Annotated in this window: 17 protein-coding genes; 8 read left to right on the top strand and 9 right to left on the bottom strand. The window is 69.3% G+C overall.

The window, feature by feature from the left end; all coding sequences use genetic code 11:
* Positions 1 to 266 precede the first annotated feature (266 nt).
* The 4 genes from LJE69_RS20290 (at position 267) to LJE69_RS20275 (ending at position 5,217) form a co-directional block, all read left to right on the top strand.
* On the top strand, positions 267 to 1,271 hold the full coding sequence (locus LJE69_RS20290; RefSeq protein ID WP_296927883.1) for a DUF72 domain-containing protein: 1,005 nt from the start codon (positions 267 to 269) through the stop codon (positions 1,269 to 1,271).
* A 179-nt stretch (positions 1,272 to 1,450) separates the two neighbouring features.
* Positions 1,451 to 2,497: a thioredoxin fold domain-containing protein gene (locus LJE69_RS20285; protein ID WP_296927882.1), complete on the top strand. Its 1,047-nt coding sequence runs from the start codon at positions 1,451 to 1,453 to the stop codon at positions 2,495 to 2,497.
* 228 nt (positions 2,498 to 2,725) lie between these two features.
* Complete coding sequence (gene ftsH / locus LJE69_RS20280; protein WP_367114722.1) at positions 2,726 to 4,720, top strand: ATP-dependent zinc metalloprotease FtsH; 1,995 nt, start codon at positions 2,726 to 2,728, stop codon at positions 4,718 to 4,720.
* A 323-nt stretch (positions 4,721 to 5,043) separates the two neighbouring features.
* Positions 5,044 to 5,217, top strand: a complete 174-nt coding sequence (locus LJE69_RS20275; protein ID WP_296927881.1) for a hypothetical protein — start codon at positions 5,044 to 5,046, stop codon at positions 5,215 to 5,217.
* A gap of 114 nt (positions 5,218 to 5,331) precedes the next feature.
* Here LJE69_RS20275 and LJE69_RS20270 read toward each other — a convergent pair whose 3' ends face one another.
* Positions 5,332 to 5,583, bottom strand: a complete 252-nt coding sequence (locus tag LJE69_RS20270; RefSeq protein ID WP_296927880.1) for an amidohydrolase family protein — start codon at positions 5,581 to 5,583, stop codon at positions 5,332 to 5,334.
* Between the two features lie 80 nt (positions 5,584 to 5,663).
* Between LJE69_RS20270 and LJE69_RS20265 the strand changes: the two genes are divergently transcribed.
* The 4 genes from LJE69_RS20265 (at position 5,664) to LJE69_RS20250 (ending at position 10,536) form a co-directional block, all read left to right on the top strand.
* Positions 5,664 to 6,749 carry a mechanosensitive ion channel domain-containing protein gene (locus LJE69_RS20265; RefSeq protein ID WP_296927879.1) on the top strand — a complete coding sequence of 362 codons (1,086 nt, stop codon included), beginning with the start codon at positions 5,664 to 5,666 and terminating at the stop codon, positions 6,747 to 6,749.
* A gap of 164 nt (positions 6,750 to 6,913) precedes the next feature.
* Entirely contained in the window at positions 6,914 to 7,606 is a 693-nt protein-coding gene (gene murU, locus LJE69_RS20260) for an N-acetylmuramate alpha-1-phosphate uridylyltransferase MurU (protein ID WP_296927878.1), read from the top strand.
* A gap of 38 nt (positions 7,607 to 7,644) precedes the next feature.
* The gene (locus tag LJE69_RS20255) at positions 7,645 to 9,084 is read left to right on the top strand and encodes a glutamate-cysteine ligase family protein (protein ID WP_296927877.1); all 1,440 of its coding nucleotides are present in this window, start codon (positions 7,645 to 7,647) and stop codon (positions 9,082 to 9,084) included.
* Positions 9,085 to 9,462: 378 nt separating this feature from the next.
* The gene (locus tag LJE69_RS20250; RefSeq protein ID WP_367114721.1) at positions 9,463 to 10,536 is read left to right on the top strand and encodes a M14 family metallopeptidase; all 1,074 of its coding nucleotides are present in this window, start codon (positions 9,463 to 9,465) and stop codon (positions 10,534 to 10,536) included.
* Here the strand turns inward: LJE69_RS20250 and LJE69_RS20245 are convergent.
* The 8 genes from LJE69_RS20245 to LJE69_RS20210 form a co-directional block, all read right to left on the bottom strand.
* On the bottom strand, positions 10,469 to 10,942 hold the full coding sequence (locus LJE69_RS20245; protein WP_296927876.1) for a VanZ family protein: 474 nt from the start codon (positions 10,940 to 10,942) through the stop codon (positions 10,469 to 10,471). The genes LJE69_RS20250 and LJE69_RS20245 overlap by 68 nt on opposite strands.
* Positions 10,939 to 11,388, bottom strand: coding sequence for a YqaA family protein (locus LJE69_RS20240; protein WP_296927875.1), 450 nt, complete (start codon positions 11,386 to 11,388; stop codon positions 10,939 to 10,941). Before LJE69_RS20240 ends, LJE69_RS20245 begins: the two co-directional genes overlap by 4 nt.
* A gap of 51 nt (positions 11,389 to 11,439) precedes the next feature.
* Positions 11,440 to 12,138 (bottom strand): gamma-glutamyl-gamma-aminobutyrate hydrolase family protein, encoded by a 699-nt coding sequence (locus LJE69_RS20235; RefSeq protein ID WP_296927874.1) that lies wholly within the window; start codon positions 12,136 to 12,138, stop codon positions 11,440 to 11,442.
* Positions 12,111 to 13,103, bottom strand: coding sequence for an amidoligase family protein (locus LJE69_RS20230; protein ID WP_296927873.1), 993 nt, complete (start codon positions 13,101 to 13,103; stop codon positions 12,111 to 12,113). The genes LJE69_RS20235 and LJE69_RS20230 overlap by 28 nt, the downstream gene beginning before the upstream one ends.
* A gap of 97 nt (positions 13,104 to 13,200) precedes the next feature.
* On the bottom strand, positions 13,201 to 13,569 hold the full coding sequence (locus LJE69_RS20225; protein ID WP_296927872.1) for a DUF2237 domain-containing protein: 369 nt from the start codon (positions 13,567 to 13,569) through the stop codon (positions 13,201 to 13,203).
* A 104-nt stretch (positions 13,570 to 13,673) separates the two neighbouring features.
* Positions 13,674 to 14,471, bottom strand: a complete 798-nt coding sequence (locus LJE69_RS20220) for a 20S proteasome subunit A/B (protein WP_296927871.1) — start codon at positions 14,469 to 14,471, stop codon at positions 13,674 to 13,676.
* Between the two features lie 54 nt (positions 14,472 to 14,525).
* Positions 14,526 to 14,915 (bottom strand): DUF302 domain-containing protein, encoded by a 390-nt coding sequence (locus LJE69_RS20215; RefSeq protein WP_296927870.1) that lies wholly within the window; start codon positions 14,913 to 14,915, stop codon positions 14,526 to 14,528.
* 418 nt (positions 14,916 to 15,333) lie between these two features.
* Positions 15,334 to 15,666 carry a hypothetical protein gene (locus LJE69_RS20210; RefSeq protein WP_296927869.1) on the bottom strand — a complete coding sequence of 111 codons (333 nt, stop codon included), beginning with the start codon at positions 15,664 to 15,666 and terminating at the stop codon, positions 15,334 to 15,336.
* Positions 15,667 to 15,696: the final 30 nt, after the last annotated feature.

Here is a 15,696-nt window from a genome sequence, read left to right as displayed (position 1 = left end):
CCGGCATCTTGCCGGCCACCGGGAGCGCCGACGTCTCGCCGGCATAGTCGATCGGCAGCGTACCGCTGGTTTAGGAGCATCGGGGTGCATTCGCGGTTTGGGGCGACTGAACAGGATGTTCCCGTCCCAGGGGCGAGACGCCCCTGGTCCCAGTTGCCGGCAGGATGCCGGCGCTCCCAGATGCCGGCGCTCCCGGTTGCGGCGCCGGGGCGGGGGAACAATCTCCGTGAGAAGCCCCCGCACCCGCGAGACTTCGAGCACCGCCCATGCCCTCTCAGCTCAGCCTGTTCGACACGGCCCTGCCTGCGCCCGCGGTGGATGACAATACTGGCGTTCGGCCCGGGCCATCCGCCGGCACGGTCGAGCCGGCAACCGCGCCGGCCGAGCTGGCCGCGCTCGCGGCGCAGTTGCCGCCGGGCCTCAGGCTCGGTACTTCCAGCTGGTCGTTCCCTGGCTGGGCCGGGCTGATCTACGCCGGCACAGCCACCAAGACCGTGCTGTCGCGGGACGGGCTGACGGCCTATGCACACCATCCCCTGCTCGGCACCGTCGGCGTGGACAGCGGCTTCTATGCACCGCTGGATGCCCGCCGGCTCGCCCGCTGGGCGCTGCAAGTGCCGGCGGATTTTCGCTTTCTGGTGAAGGCGCCGGCCGTGGTCACCCAGCGGTTCGTGCGCGAGCGCGACGGCCGTTGGCGGCACAATCCAACCTTCCTGGACGTGGAGACCGCGCTGCGGCAGGCGGTGGAACCCTACACGGCGGCATTGGGCGAGCGCGCCGGCGTGCTGTTGTTCCAGTTTCCGCCGCAAGGACGCAACACCAATCCACGGCGCTTCGCCGAGGACCTGTACCGCTTCCTGAAGCGCCTGCCCGCGGGGCCGGTGTATGCGGTGGAACCGCGCGATGCGGACCTGCTGACACCGGACCTCGCCGCCGCGCTGCATCACGGCGGCGCGGTGCCCTCCCTCGCCTGCCATCCGCGCCTGCCGGAGTTGACCGCGCAACGGGAGCTCTTCGCGGTGCAGCCGGCGACAGACCCGCTGGTGATCCGCTGGCTGCTGCGCCGCAACCGCGGTTACGACGAGGCGCGCGACCTGTACGACCCCTTCGACCGGCTTGCGGAGCCGGACCCGGACACCCGCCAGGCCATCGCCGCGCTCGTGTCCGCCGCGCTCGCCCAGGGACGGGAGGTCTTCGTCATCGTCAACAACAAGGCCGAGGGTTCCTCGCCGCTCAGCGTGATCGAGCTGGCGCAGGCGCTAGTGCGCTAGTGCTTCGACGCGGAAATTCCGAGACCCGGCTCCCTCGTTGTCGTTGTCGTTGTCGTTGTCGTAATCGGAGCCCTAAGGAACGATTTAAAAACGACTGAAACGTTGCGGAAGTAGGACACAACTTTCCCTGCGTTTAGTAACCTGCCCTGCCTGCAAGCTGCCCTGTTGGAGTTGATCCGATGCCCAACACGCTGCAAACCGTGCTTGGCTGCGCCCTCGCGCTCACCATCACCCTCGCCTCACCCATCGCCCTCGCTGCCGAGCCCGGCTTCGACGACACGACCATTGAGCAGATCCACTACCCGGACTGGTTCAAGGACAGCTTCCTCGATCTCCCGGACGATGCGGCCATGGCCGCGGACGCCAGCAAGCAGGGGCTGTTCCTGTTCTTTGCCACCCAGGGCTGCTCCTACTGCCACCTGTTCCTCGAAAAGAGCCTGGGCGATCCGGCCATCGCCGCGCGGCTGCGCGAGCACTTCGACGCGATCGGGCTGGAGATCTTCTCCGATGCCGAGCTGACGGACTTCGCGGGCAACTCGACACGAGTGAAAGCCTTTGCGGTGGCCGAGGGCGTGGAGTTCGCGCCGACCCTGCTGTTCTACGACACCTCGGGCGAGCCGTTGCTGAAGCTCACCGGCTATTACGGCCCGGAGCGCTTCCGGCAGGTACTGAGATATCTCATCGACGGCCATGACAAGGAGATGAGCCTGCACGACTACCTCCAGCAGCATAGCGGCGCCGCCGGCAACGCAGCGGCGGCCTGGAGCCTGCCGAAAGACCCGCTGTTCGAGCCGCCGCCCTACGCACTGGCCCGCAACCGGATGCCCGCGGAGCGACCCCTGCTGGTGATCTTCGAGGGGAAGGACTGCGGCGGCTGCGGACGCTTCCACCGTGAGGTGTTGGGGGACGACACCATTCGGGAGCGGCTCGCCGGCTTCGACGTCGTGCGCCTCGACGCCGACGACACCACCGCCCCGGTGCTGACACCCGCCGGCGCACGCACCACGCCCGGCGACTGGTACGCCGAGCTCGGGTTCACACAGCTCCCGGCGCTGGCCTTCTTCGCCGAGAACGGCCGCCAGGTGCTCACCACCGACGCCCTCGTGCTCCAGGGCCGCATGCAAAACAGCCTCGGCTTCGTCAGCGAGCGCGCCTATGAAAAGGGCTGGAACTACCAGCGCTACGCCCGCAGCCAGGCGCTGGCGCGCGCCCGCGCGGCGGAGTAGCCCGGCCCGCAGCCGTCGCGGCGGGGACGCCGCTCCCACATCAGCGCGGCGAGATGCGGCGGGCGCGTCGTGGGAGCGCCGTCCCCGGCGCGATAATACGCGCCCGATCGCGGCGGGGACGCCGCTTTGCCCTGATAGCGGGGCCGCCGCGGCGTCCTATGCTTTCGGTAAGGGCGCGCGCCGCCGCATGCCGCGCGCGCCACGCCACCGAACCGCGGGGACCCAGCTATGCCCGACCCCAAGCCGCCCGACGATCAACGGTCCTTATCCCAATTGACGGCCGACGGCGGCCCGCCGTGGCTCAAGTACGTCCTCGCCGGCATCGCGCTGCTGGTGATGGCGAGCGTGCTGGATCAATTCGCACCGCCACCGCCCAGGGCGCTCAGCTATACGGCCTTCAAGCAGGCGGTGCGCGAGGACCGGGTGGCGGAGGTGACCTTCACCGGCGATCAGATTCAGGGCCGTTTCCTGCCGGGCAAGGCGCCGGCGCCGCAGGTGGAGCCGGGTGAGGTTTCGGCGCCGGAGCCGATGGCGGAGCGCAGCCCCGACACCGGCGGAAGTGAGCCCGCCGGCGGCGTGGCATTCACCAGCCTCAAGCCGCAGGTGAGCGACCCGAAGCTGCTGGAACTGCTGGAGCAGCACCACGTCGAAGTCACCGCGGCACCGGCCGGCGAGGGCGACCTCGGCCACGCCCTGATCGCGATCATCCCGTGGATCCTGATCCTCGGCCTCTTCCTCTTCGTCAGCTACCGTATGCAGCAGAAGCTCATGGGCGGGGAGTCGGGCGGCCCGTTCGGCTTCGGCAAGTCCGGCGCCAAGCGCTTCCGCACCGAGGACGTCAAGGTGCGTCTCAACGACGTCGCCGGCCTCGCCAACGCCAAGGCGGACTTGGCCGAGATCATCGGCCACCTGGCCGACCCGCAGCGCTTCCACGCCCTCGGCGCCACGATCCCCAAGGGCGTGCTGCTGATCGGCCCGCCCGGCACCGGCAAGACGCTGCTCGCCCGCGCCGTGGCCGGCGAGGCGGGCGTGCCCTTCTTCAGCATCTCGGGGTCGGAGTTCGTGGAGATGTTCGTCGGCGTCGGCGCCGCCCGCGTGCGCGACCTGTTCGACTCCGCCAAGAAGTCCGCGCCCTGTGTGATCTTCATCGACGAGATCGACGCCGTCGGCCGCTCCCGCGGCGCCGGCCTTGGCGGCGGCCACGACGAGCGCGAGCAGACCCTGAACCAGATCCTGAGCGAGATGGACGGCTTCGAGCCCCACGAGGACGTGGTGGTGCTCGCCGCCACCAACCGCCCGGACGTGCTGGACGCGGCGCTGCTGCGCCCCGGGCGCTTCGACCGCAAGGTCTACCTGGAGCTGCCGGACCGTAAGGCGCGCCGCGCCATCCTGGACATCCACGCCCGCAAGATCCCGCTGGCGGACGACGTGGATCTGGACCTGGTCGCCGGGCGCACCATCGGCTTCTCGGGTGCCGACCTCGCCAACCTGGTCAACGAGGCGGCGCTCCTCGCCGGGCGCCGGCAGCAGCGGCAAGTGACCATGGATCTGTTCGCCGAGGCACGCGACAAGATCGTGCTGGGCGCCGAGCGCGAGCAGGCCATCGGCGACGACGAGCGCCGGCTCATCGCCGTACACGAGTCCGGCCATGCGCTCATGGCCTGGCTGCTGCCGCATACCGATCCGTTGGACAAGGTCACCATCATCCCCCGCGGCCAGGCGCTGGGCGTCACGGAGCAGATCCCGGAAGAGGAGCGCCACACCTACACGCAGAGCTACCTGCGCGATCGCATCGGCGTCATGCTCGGCGGGCGCATCGCCGAGCAGCTCGTGTTCGGCGAGGTCACCACCGGCGCCGAGTCGGACCTGGAAGAGGCCACCAAGCTCGCCCGGCACATGGTGAGCCGCTGGGGCATGAGCGAGGCCATCGGCCCGGTCGCCTTCCCGCGCGGGCACGAGCACGTGTTCCTCGGCCGCGAGCTGGCCGAGGCACCCGAGTTCAGCGACACCACGGCGCTGCGCATCGACGAAGAGATCAAGGCCCTGATCGTCGCCGTCGAGGCCGAGGCCACCGCGCTCATGCGCAAGCACCGCCCGGCGCTGGAGCGCCTGGCCGAGCGGCTGTTGGAGGCCGAAACCCTGGACCGCACCGAGATCGAGGCGCTGCTAAAGCAGGCCACCCAGGCGAACAGCAAAGCGCTGCGCGCCGCGGCCGTGTCATGACCCCACCGCCGTGAGCCCTACCGGTGAGGCGCAAGCCGAAGGCCCCGGAGCCCGCCGCCCCGGTGTGCCGGCTTCGGTGGTGATTTGGACTTCGCGCTGGGCCGCCGAAAGATGGAGACCGCCCTGCTGCCGCTGTGCTGCCGGCACCGGGGGCTGCGCATATTCCCTCGCCGGCCAACAGGTGCCGGAGGCGAGCGGGCTGATGGCGCCGCCAACCCTGCGCCGCGACCTCCCGCCGGACCCTCGACATCGCCGAGCAGCTCGCCGAACGCGACCCGGAGTCCGCGCAAGCGGTGCGGGGCGTCTGGATCGGATATCAGCGCATGGCCGTGATCGCCGAGCAGCGCGGCCAACCCGAGGCGGCCGACTGGTGGCAACGGGCGCTGGACCAGGCGCCCCGGATGCAGCGCGACGGCACCCTGGCCGAGCGGTACCAGGCACTCATCGACCACGCCCGCCGCGCCCTCGCCCGCGTCAAGGGCAAGGACCAGGGCTGACGCCGGCCCTCGACTGGCTTCCAGGCTCCAAAGACCGGGCAGACATTCGTCGACCGCCAGCCGGAGCGCGTCTCGGCGCAGGATGGGCAAAGCGCAACGTGCCCATCTTTCAGGCTAAGGCGCAACGGTGTTCTTATGGACTTTGCCGTCTTTCATGATCACCAGGAAGTTCCTGGCCGCATCCGCCACCAGCGACAGGTCGTCGAGGGGATTTCCGTCCACCAGCAGGAGATCAGCCAGCGCGCCCTCCTCGACCACGCCGAGCCTGCCGCAGTAGGGGCTGCGCGGACCCGAGAGCGCAAGCAGCTCGGCATTGTCCGCGGTGGCCATGCGCAGCGCCTTGGCCGGCGCATACCAGCGCGTCATGGCGGCGAGCTTGCGCCCTGGCGGGCGGCGTTCTTGGCATTGAACAGGATGTCGGTGCCCCAGGCCGTCTTGATGCCGAGTTGCTTGGCGAGTTGATAGGCGCGATCCGTACCGGCGTACATTTCCAGCTCCTTGCGTCGACTCGCCGAGCCGTCGGGAAAGGCCGAGGGCTGGTCGTCGATGAACGGCTGCAGGCTCCACCAGAGCAAGGGCACCGTGCCGGGGAGTTCCTGTTCAGCCCCGAAACCATCGCTGCCGCCCGCAACTACGCCGAGCTGGCGCGCGCGCTGCCGTACCTGCGCCCGCCGCGCATCGATGACGTACGCGATCTGACCGCGACCGCGCTCGGGTTCTCGGGCTGGATGCTGCCGCCGCGCTTGATGGAGCGGCTGCCGGCGTGGGCGCAGCAACCCGTCGCCGGACAGGTCGTTTGGAAATGGGGCATGCTGGTGGCGAGCCTTGCACTGGCGCTCACCGTGCTGAACCTGTTCGCCGACCGGCCCGTCCGCATCGGCGATCTGATCCGCTTCGATGAGCGCCATGGCGAGGGCTGGAATCCCGTCGGCCGGGTCGAGGCCATCGGCTTGCGCTCCACCAAGATCCGTCAGTTCGACCGCTCGCTGATCACCATCCCGAATGCCGATCTGGCCGAGCGCAATATCGTCAATCTCAGTGCCTGCGAGCGCTTCCTGCTGCACCAGCGCTTGGCGCTGCGCCACGAGACCAGCGCCGACCAGCTGCGCTGGCTGCTCGTCCAGCTGCGCGAGCTCTTGCACGGCCACCCGATGACCATCCACACCGCCGACGACCCGATCCGGGTGCGCTTTATCGGCTTTCGCGACCATGCCCTCAGCGTCGATCTGCGCGCCTATATCCGCACCACCGCCTATTCGGAATTCCTCGCCATTCAGGAAGACATCATGCTGCGGGTGATGGCGTGCGTGAAGCAGGCGGGCACAGCCTTTGCCTTGCCGGCACAGACGCTGTACATGACCCGCGACAACGCGCTCGATACGCCTGGGCGCGATGCCGCCGAGCAAAGCGTGCGCGAATGGGCGGCGGCCCACGCGCTGCCCTTTCCGGACATGGACGAGGCACACCGCAAGCGCATCACCGACACACTCGACTATCCGCCGGAGGGATCGCCGAGCGCAAAACGGGGGTAACGGTTGTGTTTGCGGCGGTTCGATGGCGCGTGTGAGGAGACACAGAACCGAGACGCGGCGCGGGTTGGAACGGGCTTCAGGCCGCCGTACGGGTCCGACGGCGCCGCGCGGTTCTGGTATGTTCCCTTTCACAGGGCCAGCGACTGACGGGGACGACCGCACCCATGAAGGCCATGATCCTCGCCGCCGGGCGCGGCAACCGCATGCGACCGCTGACGGACCACACGCCGAAGCCGCTGCTGATGGCGGGCGGACGGACGCTGATCGAGCACCAGATCGTGACGCTCGCCGCGGCAGGCTTCACCGAGCTGGTCATCAACCACGCGCACCTGGGCGAGCAGATCGAGGCGCACCTGGGCGATGGATCGCGGCACGGTGTCTCGATCCGGTACTCCGCGGAGGGCCATGGGAAGGCATTGGAAACGGGCGGCGGCATCTTCAAGGCGCTGCCGCTGCTCACCGACGGCAGCGCGCCCTTCCTGGTCACCAACGGCGATGTCTGGTGCGACTTCGACTACAGCCTGCTGTCCAACGGACAGGCCATCGCCGACGGCGACCTCGCGACCGTCGTGCTGGTGGACAACCCGGGCCACAACGCGACCGGCGACTTCGCGCTGGGGGCTGGCCGCGTCTCACGGGACGGGCTGCACAAGCACACCTTCGCCGGCATCGGCGTCTACCATCCGGACCTGTTCAGCAGCTGCGAGCCCGGCGCCTTTCCGCTGGCACCGTTGTTGTTCCGGGCCATGGACGCGGGCCGCGTCGGCGGGCTGCACCACGCCGGGCGCTGGCTCGACGTGGGGACGCCGGAGCGGCTCGCGGCCCTGGATCGACTGCTTTGCGAGGGGGCCGGCTGATGGCCGGTTGAACACCAACTGCGCGTTGGGGGCACGCCATGGGCCAGGACATCACCGACACCCGCTTCACCAGCGCCGACTTCGACGAGTTCGAGGCGCGGCTCAACGCGGAAACGGAGCTGCTCGCCAGATGGTTCGAGGACGACTGCTTCGCCGACACGCCGCGGGAGGGCGGCTTCGAGTTGGAGGCCTGGCTGGTGGATCGCCGCCACACGGCACCGGCGCCGGTCATCGAGGAGTTGCTCGCGGCTATAGACGACCCGCTGGTGGTGCCGGAGCTGGCGCAGTTCAACCTGGAGCTGAACGGCACCCCGGTGCGCCTGGCGGGCGACGCCCTGAGCCAGCTCGCCGCGGAGCTGACGAAAACGCTGATCCGGGTACGCGCCGCCGCTGCCAAGCTCGGCGCCAACGTGGTCACCTGCGGCATCCTGCCGACGCTGCGCCCGGAGCATCTCGTCGTGGCGCGGATGACGCCGCGCGAGCGCTACCGGGCGCTCAACGAGCAGATCCTGAGGCTGCGCGAGGGCGCGCCCATCTGGCTCGAGATCCACGGCGAGCAGCCGCTCACCATCGAGCAACAGGACGTGATGCTGGAGGCGGCGGCGACCTCGTTCCAGATCCATCTCAAGATGGGCGCCCGCGAGTCGGGGCGCATCTTCAACGCCGCCAAAATCCTGTCCGCGCCCATGGTGGCGCTCGCCGCCAACTCGCCCTTCCTGTTCGGCCGCGAGCTCTGGTGCGAGACCCGCATTCCGCTGTTCGAGCAGGCCGTCTCGGTGGGCGGCAGCCCGTTGCGCGAGCGGGTCAGCTTCGGCATCAACTATGCGCAGCAGACGGTGCTGGATGCCTTCCGCGCCAACATCCGCCGCTACCCGGTGCTGCTGCCGGACCTGATGGACGAGCCCATCGAGCGACTGGCGCACCTACGCCTGCACAACGGGACGATTTGGCGCTGGAACCGGCCGCTGATCGGCTTCGACGAACGCCCGGGGCATGACCCGGTCCCGCACCTGCGCCTGGAGCACCGCGTCGCCGCCGCGGGACCGAGCGTCGCGGACAACGTCGCCAACGCCGCCTTCTTCTTCGGCGCGGTGCATACCCTCGCCGCCGCCGAGGAGCCGCCGGAGCGGCGTATTTCCTTCCCGCAGGCGCGCACCAACTTCTACCTGGCAGCCGAGTATGGGCTGGATGCCGAGATCCGCTGGGACGACGTGCAGCGCGTGCCGCTGCCGGAGCTGATCCTCGAGCGCCTGCTGCCGCTCGCCCACGCCGGGCTCGAAGACCTCGGCATCGATCGTGCCGAGCGCGAGCACTGGCTCGGCATCATCGAGCAGCGCGTGCGTGTCAAGCGCACCGCCGCGCTCTGGCAGCGCGCCTGGGTGGCCCGCTACGGTCCGGACTGGGAGGGCCTCACAGAGGCCTACCTGGCGCGCCAGGCCACGGGTGTGCCGGTGCACGAATGGACGCTCGATCAATGAGGGGCTGGAGGCTAGTGCTTTGCTGCGGAAATTCCGAGACCGGGCTCCCTCGTGGTCGTGGTCGTAATCGAATATCCGGACGGTTGAAATCACGATTACGACAACGACAACGACAACGACCTGAGACGATCTCGGAACTTGTGCACTGGTGCACTAGCGCGTAGGTCGGGCCGACGCCAGGAAGCCCGACGATTGGGTGGTCGGGCGAGCGCGATGTCGGGCTTTGCTATCGCTCAGCCCGACTTACGGCGGATTCCTGCCCTGTCGCCAACCCGCGCCGCAACCGGCAGCCGGTCAATCCGAGTACCATCGACAGCGATCACCATCGCCCGCCGGCCTCCGCCCCGGGAGCCCGCACCACCACCAGAGAGCCAAGCCTTGTCTTTCGACGCCGACATGCCCGCCACCGCAGCCCCCGATTCACTCATCGAGCTGGACCACCTGCCGCCCGGCCTGCTCGACTGCGACGCCGCGACGCTGATCCGCCACCTGAACGGTCCGACCCTCATCCACCTGCCGGGCCAGCGTGAGCCGGCGCTGTTTCTGTCGGTGCTGATGCACGGCAACGAGACCGTGGGCTGGGAGGCAGTCCGCCGGCTGCTGCCGGACTTCGACGTGGGCGGCGGCGACCGCCCGCTGCCGCGGGCGCTGACCATCTTCATCGGCAACGTGCGCGCGGCCGCCGCCGGCGCGCGCCACCTGCCGGAGCAACCGGACTTCAACCGCGTCTGGCCGGGCTCGGAGCTGCCCGAGACGCCGATGCACGGCCTCATGCGGCAGGTGGTGGAGCGCATGGCCACGCGCGGGCTCTTCGCCAGCATCGATCTGCACAACAACACCGGCACCAATCCGCACTATGCCTGCGTCAACGTCGTCGACAATCGCTATCTGCACCTGGCGACGCTGTTCTCCCGCACCGTGGTTTATTTCACCCGCCCGCCCGGCGTGCAGTCCCTGGCCATGGCCCGGCTGTGCCCCGCGATCACCGTGGAGTGCGGCAAGGTCCGGGACCAGCGCGGCGTGGACCACGCGCTGGAGCTCATCGACGCCTGCCTGCACCTGGCGGACATACCCGAGACGCCGGTGCCGGCGCACGACATCGACCTCTTCCACACCGTGGCGCAGATGAAGGTGCCGGCGGACGTGGACTTTGCCTTCCCGCCGGCGCAGGCGCCGCTGGTGCTCTCGCCGACGCTGGATCACCTCAACTTCCGCGAGCTGCCGCCGGGTACCGCCTTCGCAAGCTGCCAAAGCGAGCAGCCGCCGCTCGATGTGCGCGACGAATGGGGCCGGGACGTGACCCGGCGCTACTTCGTCTGCGAGGACGGCGAGCTGCGCCTGCGGCTGCCGGTGATGCCCTCCATGCTCACCTGCGATGTGGACGTCATCCGCCAGGACTGCGTCGGCTATCTGCTGGAGCGCTACGACCAACACCTGCCCCCCCGCCGCTGAGTCCCGGCCCGCCCAAGCGAGCCCACAGCCAGAGCGCGGCGCGCTTGCCGGCCAGGTAGAGCGCCACGCCCAGCGCGTCGGCGGCGAAGTCCAGCACCGAGCCCTGCCGGTACGCGAGCTGCGCCTGCACCAGCTCGATCAATACCCCGTAGCCCAGCACCAGCGCGAGGCGCCAGGGCCTGGCGGCAGGCCCCGGCCAGCCCAGCTCCGACAGAACCGCCAGGACCGCAAAGGCCATTAGGTGGTTGGCCTTGTCCCAGCCGAAGCCCGTGGGGTCCGGCAGCGGGGCGAAGGCGAGGTAGGCGATGGCGAGCACGCAGGCCAGCAGGCCGAGCCGTGCGGCGCGCTGCACCAAGCGGACGATGGACAGCCGATACTTGGTCAATCCAGCATGCACGGCGCTCACGCAGACACCTCCTCCATCCCGGCCGCACCGAGGGTGTAGAGCACCAGCACCAGCGCATAGCGCCCGCCTTTGCCGGCAGCGGTCAGCAAAAAGAACAGCCAGAAGGGCGCGCGCATGAGTCCGGCGATGAAGGTGAGCGCATCGCCGCCCACGGGCAGCCAGGCCATGAGCAACGACCAGATGCCCCAGCGCGCGTACCAGCGCCGCGCCGGGCCGAGCTGCTCCGGCTTGAACGGAAACCATGGCCGGTCCTGCCAATGCATGAGCCAGCGGCCGAGCACGTAGTTGACCGCGGCGCCAAGCGTATTGCCGGCGGTGGCCCAGAGCCAGAGCAGCCAGGGATCATAACCGGCCGCCAAGAGCCCCACCAGCGCCAGCTCCGAATAGAACGGCAGGAGCGTCGCGGCGACGAAGGCCGCGGTGAAGAGACCGAGATAGCCTTCCATGATCACCCGGATCGCATGCCAGCCACGCGCCAGCGGCCGGCAGCGGCCATGTCACTCCGCCAGCGTCGCCCGCCGTACCCGCGCGGCCTCCACCAGCGCCCGGAACAGGCGCAACTGTGAGGGCTTGTAGAGCAGGAACTCCGGGTGCCACTGCACGCCGAGCAGGAAGGGGTGGCTCGGTTGCTCGACGGCCTGGACGATGTCGTCCAGATCACGCCCGGCCACTGCGAGGCCCTCGCCCAGCCGGTCGATGCCCTGGTTGTGCAGGCTGTTGATGCGGGTCTGGCGGGTGCGCAGCAGCACCTCCAGCCCGCTGCCGGCGGCGACGCACAGGGTCTTGAGGGGGAAGATGGTCCAGCGATTGGAGGTGCGCCGACGGCGCGAGCGCAGCTCCTGATAGAGCGAACCGCCGAGGCGCACGTTCAGCAACTGCGCGCCGCGGCAGATGCCCAGCAGCGGCAGGCCGAGTGCCAGGGCGCGGTCGATGACGTCGCTCTCCAGCCGATCGCGCGCGCGGTCGTAGCGCGGCTGCACCTCGGGCGCGGCGGCGTAGAGCACGGGGTCGACGTCGTGGCCGCCGGTGACGACCACGGCGTCCGGCTCCAGCTCCGGGCGCGGACGCGAGGGCGTGACGCTGACGGTGCGCGCTCCGGCGAGCCACAGCGCCAGCGTCACCAACCGCCGCGGCGCGTGCCCGCTGCGGTCGCCGCCGGTGACCGCGATCAGCGGAGCCGGTTGCGGTCCAGCCATTGCGCCGTTTCCGCAGCCCAGTCACCCACCAGCCGTTCGATGGGCTGCGCCAGAAAGGCAGCGTAGTCCTGGCACAGCGCATCCAGCAGCACCGGGTCAGCGGCCAGACGCTCCACCACCAGCCAGTCGACCCACGCGGTGCCGAGGTCCCAGCCGGGAACGTCGATCTCGCTGTTGGGCAGCCGGTAATGCAGCGTCGGGCGCGGCTTCACGCGGGCATCATCCACCTTGGCACGCACGCGCTCCGGGTCCAGATGCAGGAACAGCGGCAACAGGTCGAGGGCGCGGTTGCGGGTCGGGTTGTCCCGCAGGTAGTCATCGATGAGCGCGTCCAGGTTCGGCGCATAGCCGGCCGCCACCACCTTGCGCACGTAGCCCTTCGGGAAGGGCTCGGCGAAGAGCGTGAGCCGCCGGGTCAGGTCCACGCGGGCACGCTCGCGCAGCCACTCCTCCGCGCACAGGAAGGCCTGGAGGTACTTGCGGATGGTGTCGGCGTCCGTGTCCGGCAGCTCGGGGTTGAGCTGGAGGCCGAAGGCGTAGGCCAGTTCCCCACCCGTGCCGCGGGCACCGGCATCGCGCAAGCGCCCGATGAGGCCGTTGACGACGTCGAGCCGGTCCAGCGGCAGCGGCGGGCTCACCACCTCCACCGGCACGATGCGCTCGGCGATCATGCGCAGCACGTCCTCGGCGAGCTCCTCGGCCGCGTCCACCAACTCGCCGCCGTCGCGCTCGCGCCGGCCCAGCGTCTTCAGGAGCGTGAAGTCCAGCTCCACCTGCCAGTCGCCGGCCATGGCGCCGGCCACGTCGCCAGCAACGCTGCGCTCATAGCGGCTGATCGACCGGACGCTGCCGGACACGGCTTCCGCCACCAGGGCGGCGGTCTGGTCCAAGTCGAGACCACTGAGCTCGATCTCGACCCCCACCTGGCGCAGTCCGCCATCGGCACGTCGCGTGATCGGGGGCATGGGGAGGCTTTGACTCATTGCGATGTGCACTCGGCTGGCGAGCGCCCGGCCAGGCGTGCGGGCATCTCCGGCCCGCCCGCGCCGAGCGCCCGGACGGTCAGGAAAGGTCCACCGCGTGGCGTTTCAGGTCCGCCATGTCGCAGACGTCCAGCGCCCGCGCGTGTGTCGCCCGCAGGACCACCCGCGGCGCGCAGCCGGCCTCCAGGGCCTCCTGCCAGCGGGCGGCACAGAGACACCAGCGATCACCGGGCTTGAGACCGGGGAAATCGAACTCGGGCAGGGGCGTGATCAGGTCGTTGCCCCGAGCGTGGGAGTAGTCCAGGAACTCCTGGGTCACTCGCGCGCAGACGGTGTGCGAGCCCAGGTCCTGCGGACCCGTCTCGCAACGGCCGTTGCGGGTAAAGCCTGTGCGTGGATAGTCGGAACAGAGCTCCAGGGGCTCGCCGAGGACATTTTTTGCGGTCATGATTCGATGGCTGGGGGCGTTTGGCGTCTTTTCCAGATCGTCTCTTCCAAATGGGGTCCGGTCGCCGTTGGTCCAGCACCCGAACGGCACGCCGTACCCAGCACTCAGGTCGGACCCTGACTGCCGGAACCGTTCTCCCAGTCGAAGCGCGGAAGACCCTCAAAGGCCCGTTGGAGCCCCTGATCCCAGCTCTTCGACGCGGCGGCGAGCAGCGGCGCCTCCGTCTCCAGCTTGAGCCGATGGCTCAGGGCCAGCGCGTCGCGCGGATACAACGCCAGCTCGTACGGCGGGCCGACGGTGACATTGGAGCGCGCGGTGGCATCCAGCGACACCAGGCAGAGTCTGGCCGCGTCCTCCAGGCTCATCTCCGCGCGGGCGAGCCGGTCCAGCACGGGCTTGCCGTACTTGTTCTCGCCGATCTGCAGGTAGGGCGTCTCGGGCGAGGCCGCGAAGTAGTTGCCTTGCGGATAGATCATGTAGAGGCCCGGCGGCTGGCCTGCGATCTGCCCGCCGAGGATCAGCGTGGCCTGCGCGCTGATGCCCTGCTGCGCCAGCGCCGGGCCGTGCTGGCTCTGCACCGCGAGGCTGACCCGGCCCAGATAATCCGCAGCCTCGAACAGGTAGCTCACGTTGGCGAGCGTCGGATTGGCAAGCGCCGGCGCCTGGAACTGGTCTTGTTGGAACCCCTGCTGGGCGCGCGCCAAGTCCCGGCGGACGCGGTTCATGATCTCCTGCGTCGTCGCCAGATTGCCGGCGGAAAGCAGCACGAAGAGCCGGTCCGGCGCGGGCGTGAACAGGTGCAGCTTGGAATAGCTGGTGACGTAGTCGATGCCGGCGTTGGTCCGAGAATCCGACGCCAGCACGAGGCCGGCGTCGACGGCGACACCCAGGCAGTAGGTCATGTCCGGGCGTCCGGCCGGGACAGGCGCGCGGGCGCCGCTCGCGTTAGCGCCATGTCAGTCCTGAATCGCCTCCATGACGCGGTCCAGCTTCTCGCGCACGAAGGAAGCGAGTCCCGGCACCTGCGGATTCTCCACCAGGTCCAGCACGGACAGCGGGTTCATGAACAGCACGTGCACCGCGCCGTCGTCGTCCTCGCGGACGACGAAGTTGCAGGGCAGCAGTACCCCGATGTCGGGCTCGGCGATGATGGCCTTGTGGGCAAATTCAGGGTTGCAGGCGCCCAGGATACGGTAGGGCCGGTGGTCGACGCCGAGCTTGTTCTTCAGCGTCGCGGCAACGTCGATGTCACTCAGCACGCCGAAGCCCTCGGTCTTGAGTGCCGCGGTGACGCGCTCGATGGTCTCGTCGAAGCCGGTGCTTACTTTCGTCGAAACGCCATACATATTCACATCTCCTCTGGTTCCGGTTGATTGCTGTCGTGGCCGCGGCAATTCTACTGCCGTGGACCGCGCTCGGCGCGAGCCTATGATGGGTTGCCGGTGAGTTTGGATGGATAGGCGGGGCGCCGGTTCCTCGGCAGCGCCCGTATCGGATGGGGCCAGTGGATGAGGGGCGCAAAAATGCGTTCGGGGCAGCCGTAGCTGCCCCGAACGGCACTGCCGCGGTCGGAGGAGCGCGCCCGGGGCACACAACCCGGACGGAGCCCCTGCCTCCGCCAGCGCGGAACCGTGAGCCCCGGTGGCCAAGACGGCACCGCCGGAGCAATGGATTGGCCTCAGGGAGTCGACCTCAGGGTGCTGACCGCTGGGGGTTAACCTCAGCGGGCTTGCCGCCGGAAGGCCTGACCTCTGTCGATCGCCATCAGGCCATGGTCATATCGGCCGGCCGCCCGAAATACGGTCGGCGCTCTATGGCGTCGTCGCGGGCCTTCGGCTTGTCCTGGAGGTCGCAGCGCGGGGCATGCTCGAACAGCTCCAACCAGCTCTCCTCCGCCTGGCCGACGGCGTCGAGCAGGCACAAGGGCCCGGCGCAATTGATGGCGCCCTGTTGCCAGTCGCCAAGGTGCTTGCGTTGGCGCTTGAGATCGTTCGCACTGCGCCGGGCACAGTCCTCCGCGTTGATTTCATCCTGGTGCTTCTGCCGACACACGAACTCGCGCACGTGCAGCTCGGCCAAAATGGAAAGTGAAGTCATGGCGTTGAGTCCTCCTTTGGACGGTCGATC

The sequence above is a fragment of the Thiohalocapsa sp. genome (genome assembly GCF_022340605.1).
Taxonomy (GTDB): Bacteria; Pseudomonadota; Gammaproteobacteria; order Chromatiales; family Chromatiaceae; genus Thiohalocapsa.
This window is presented reverse-complemented; position numbering and strand designations above follow the sequence as displayed.

Excerpts from the sequence above, each read along its gene's own strand:
- LJE69_RS20235 (WP_296927874.1), bottom strand. The coding sequence starts at position 12,138 with ATGGCTGGACCGCAACCGGCTCCGCTGATCGCGGTCACCGGCGGCGAC.
- LJE69_RS20210 (WP_296927869.1), bottom strand. The coding sequence starts at position 15,666 with ATGACTTCACTTTCCATTTTGGCCGAGCTGCACGTGCGCGAGTTCGTG.
- ftsH (WP_367114722.1), top strand. The coding sequence starts at position 2,726 with ATGCCCGACCCCAAGCCGCCCGACGATCAACGGTCCTTATCCCAATTG.
- LJE69_RS20230 (WP_296927873.1), bottom strand. The coding sequence starts at position 13,103 with ATGCCCCCGATCACGCGACGTGCCGATGGCGGACTGCGCCAGGTGGGG.
- LJE69_RS20225 (WP_296927872.1), bottom strand. The coding sequence starts at position 13,569 with ATGACCGCAAAAAATGTCCTCGGCGAGCCCCTGGAGCTCTGTTCCGAC.
- LJE69_RS20220 (WP_296927871.1), bottom strand. The coding sequence starts at position 14,471 with ATGACCTACTGCCTGGGTGTCGCCGTCGACGCCGGCCTCGTGCTGGCG.
- LJE69_RS20215 (WP_296927870.1), bottom strand. The coding sequence starts at position 14,915 with ATGTATGGCGTTTCGACGAAAGTAAGCACCGGCTTCGACGAGACCATC.
- LJE69_RS20255 (WP_296927877.1), top strand. The coding sequence starts at position 7,645 with ATGGGCCAGGACATCACCGACACCCGCTTCACCAGCGCCGACTTCGAC.
- LJE69_RS20240 (WP_296927875.1), bottom strand. The coding sequence starts at position 11,388 with ATGGAAGGCTATCTCGGTCTCTTCACCGCGGCCTTCGTCGCCGCGACG.
- LJE69_RS20285 (WP_296927882.1), top strand. The coding sequence starts at position 1,451 with ATGCCCAACACGCTGCAAACCGTGCTTGGCTGCGCCCTCGCGCTCACC.
- LJE69_RS20275 (WP_296927881.1), top strand. The coding sequence starts at position 5,044 with ATGGCCGTGATCGCCGAGCAGCGCGGCCAACCCGAGGCGGCCGACTGG.
- murU (WP_296927878.1), top strand. The coding sequence starts at position 6,914 with ATGAAGGCCATGATCCTCGCCGCCGGGCGCGGCAACCGCATGCGACCG.
- LJE69_RS20270 (WP_296927880.1), bottom strand. The coding sequence starts at position 5,583 with ATGACGCGCTGGTATGCGCCGGCCAAGGCGCTGCGCATGGCCACCGCG.
- LJE69_RS20290 (WP_296927883.1), top strand. The coding sequence starts at position 267 with ATGCCCTCTCAGCTCAGCCTGTTCGACACGGCCCTGCCTGCGCCCGCG.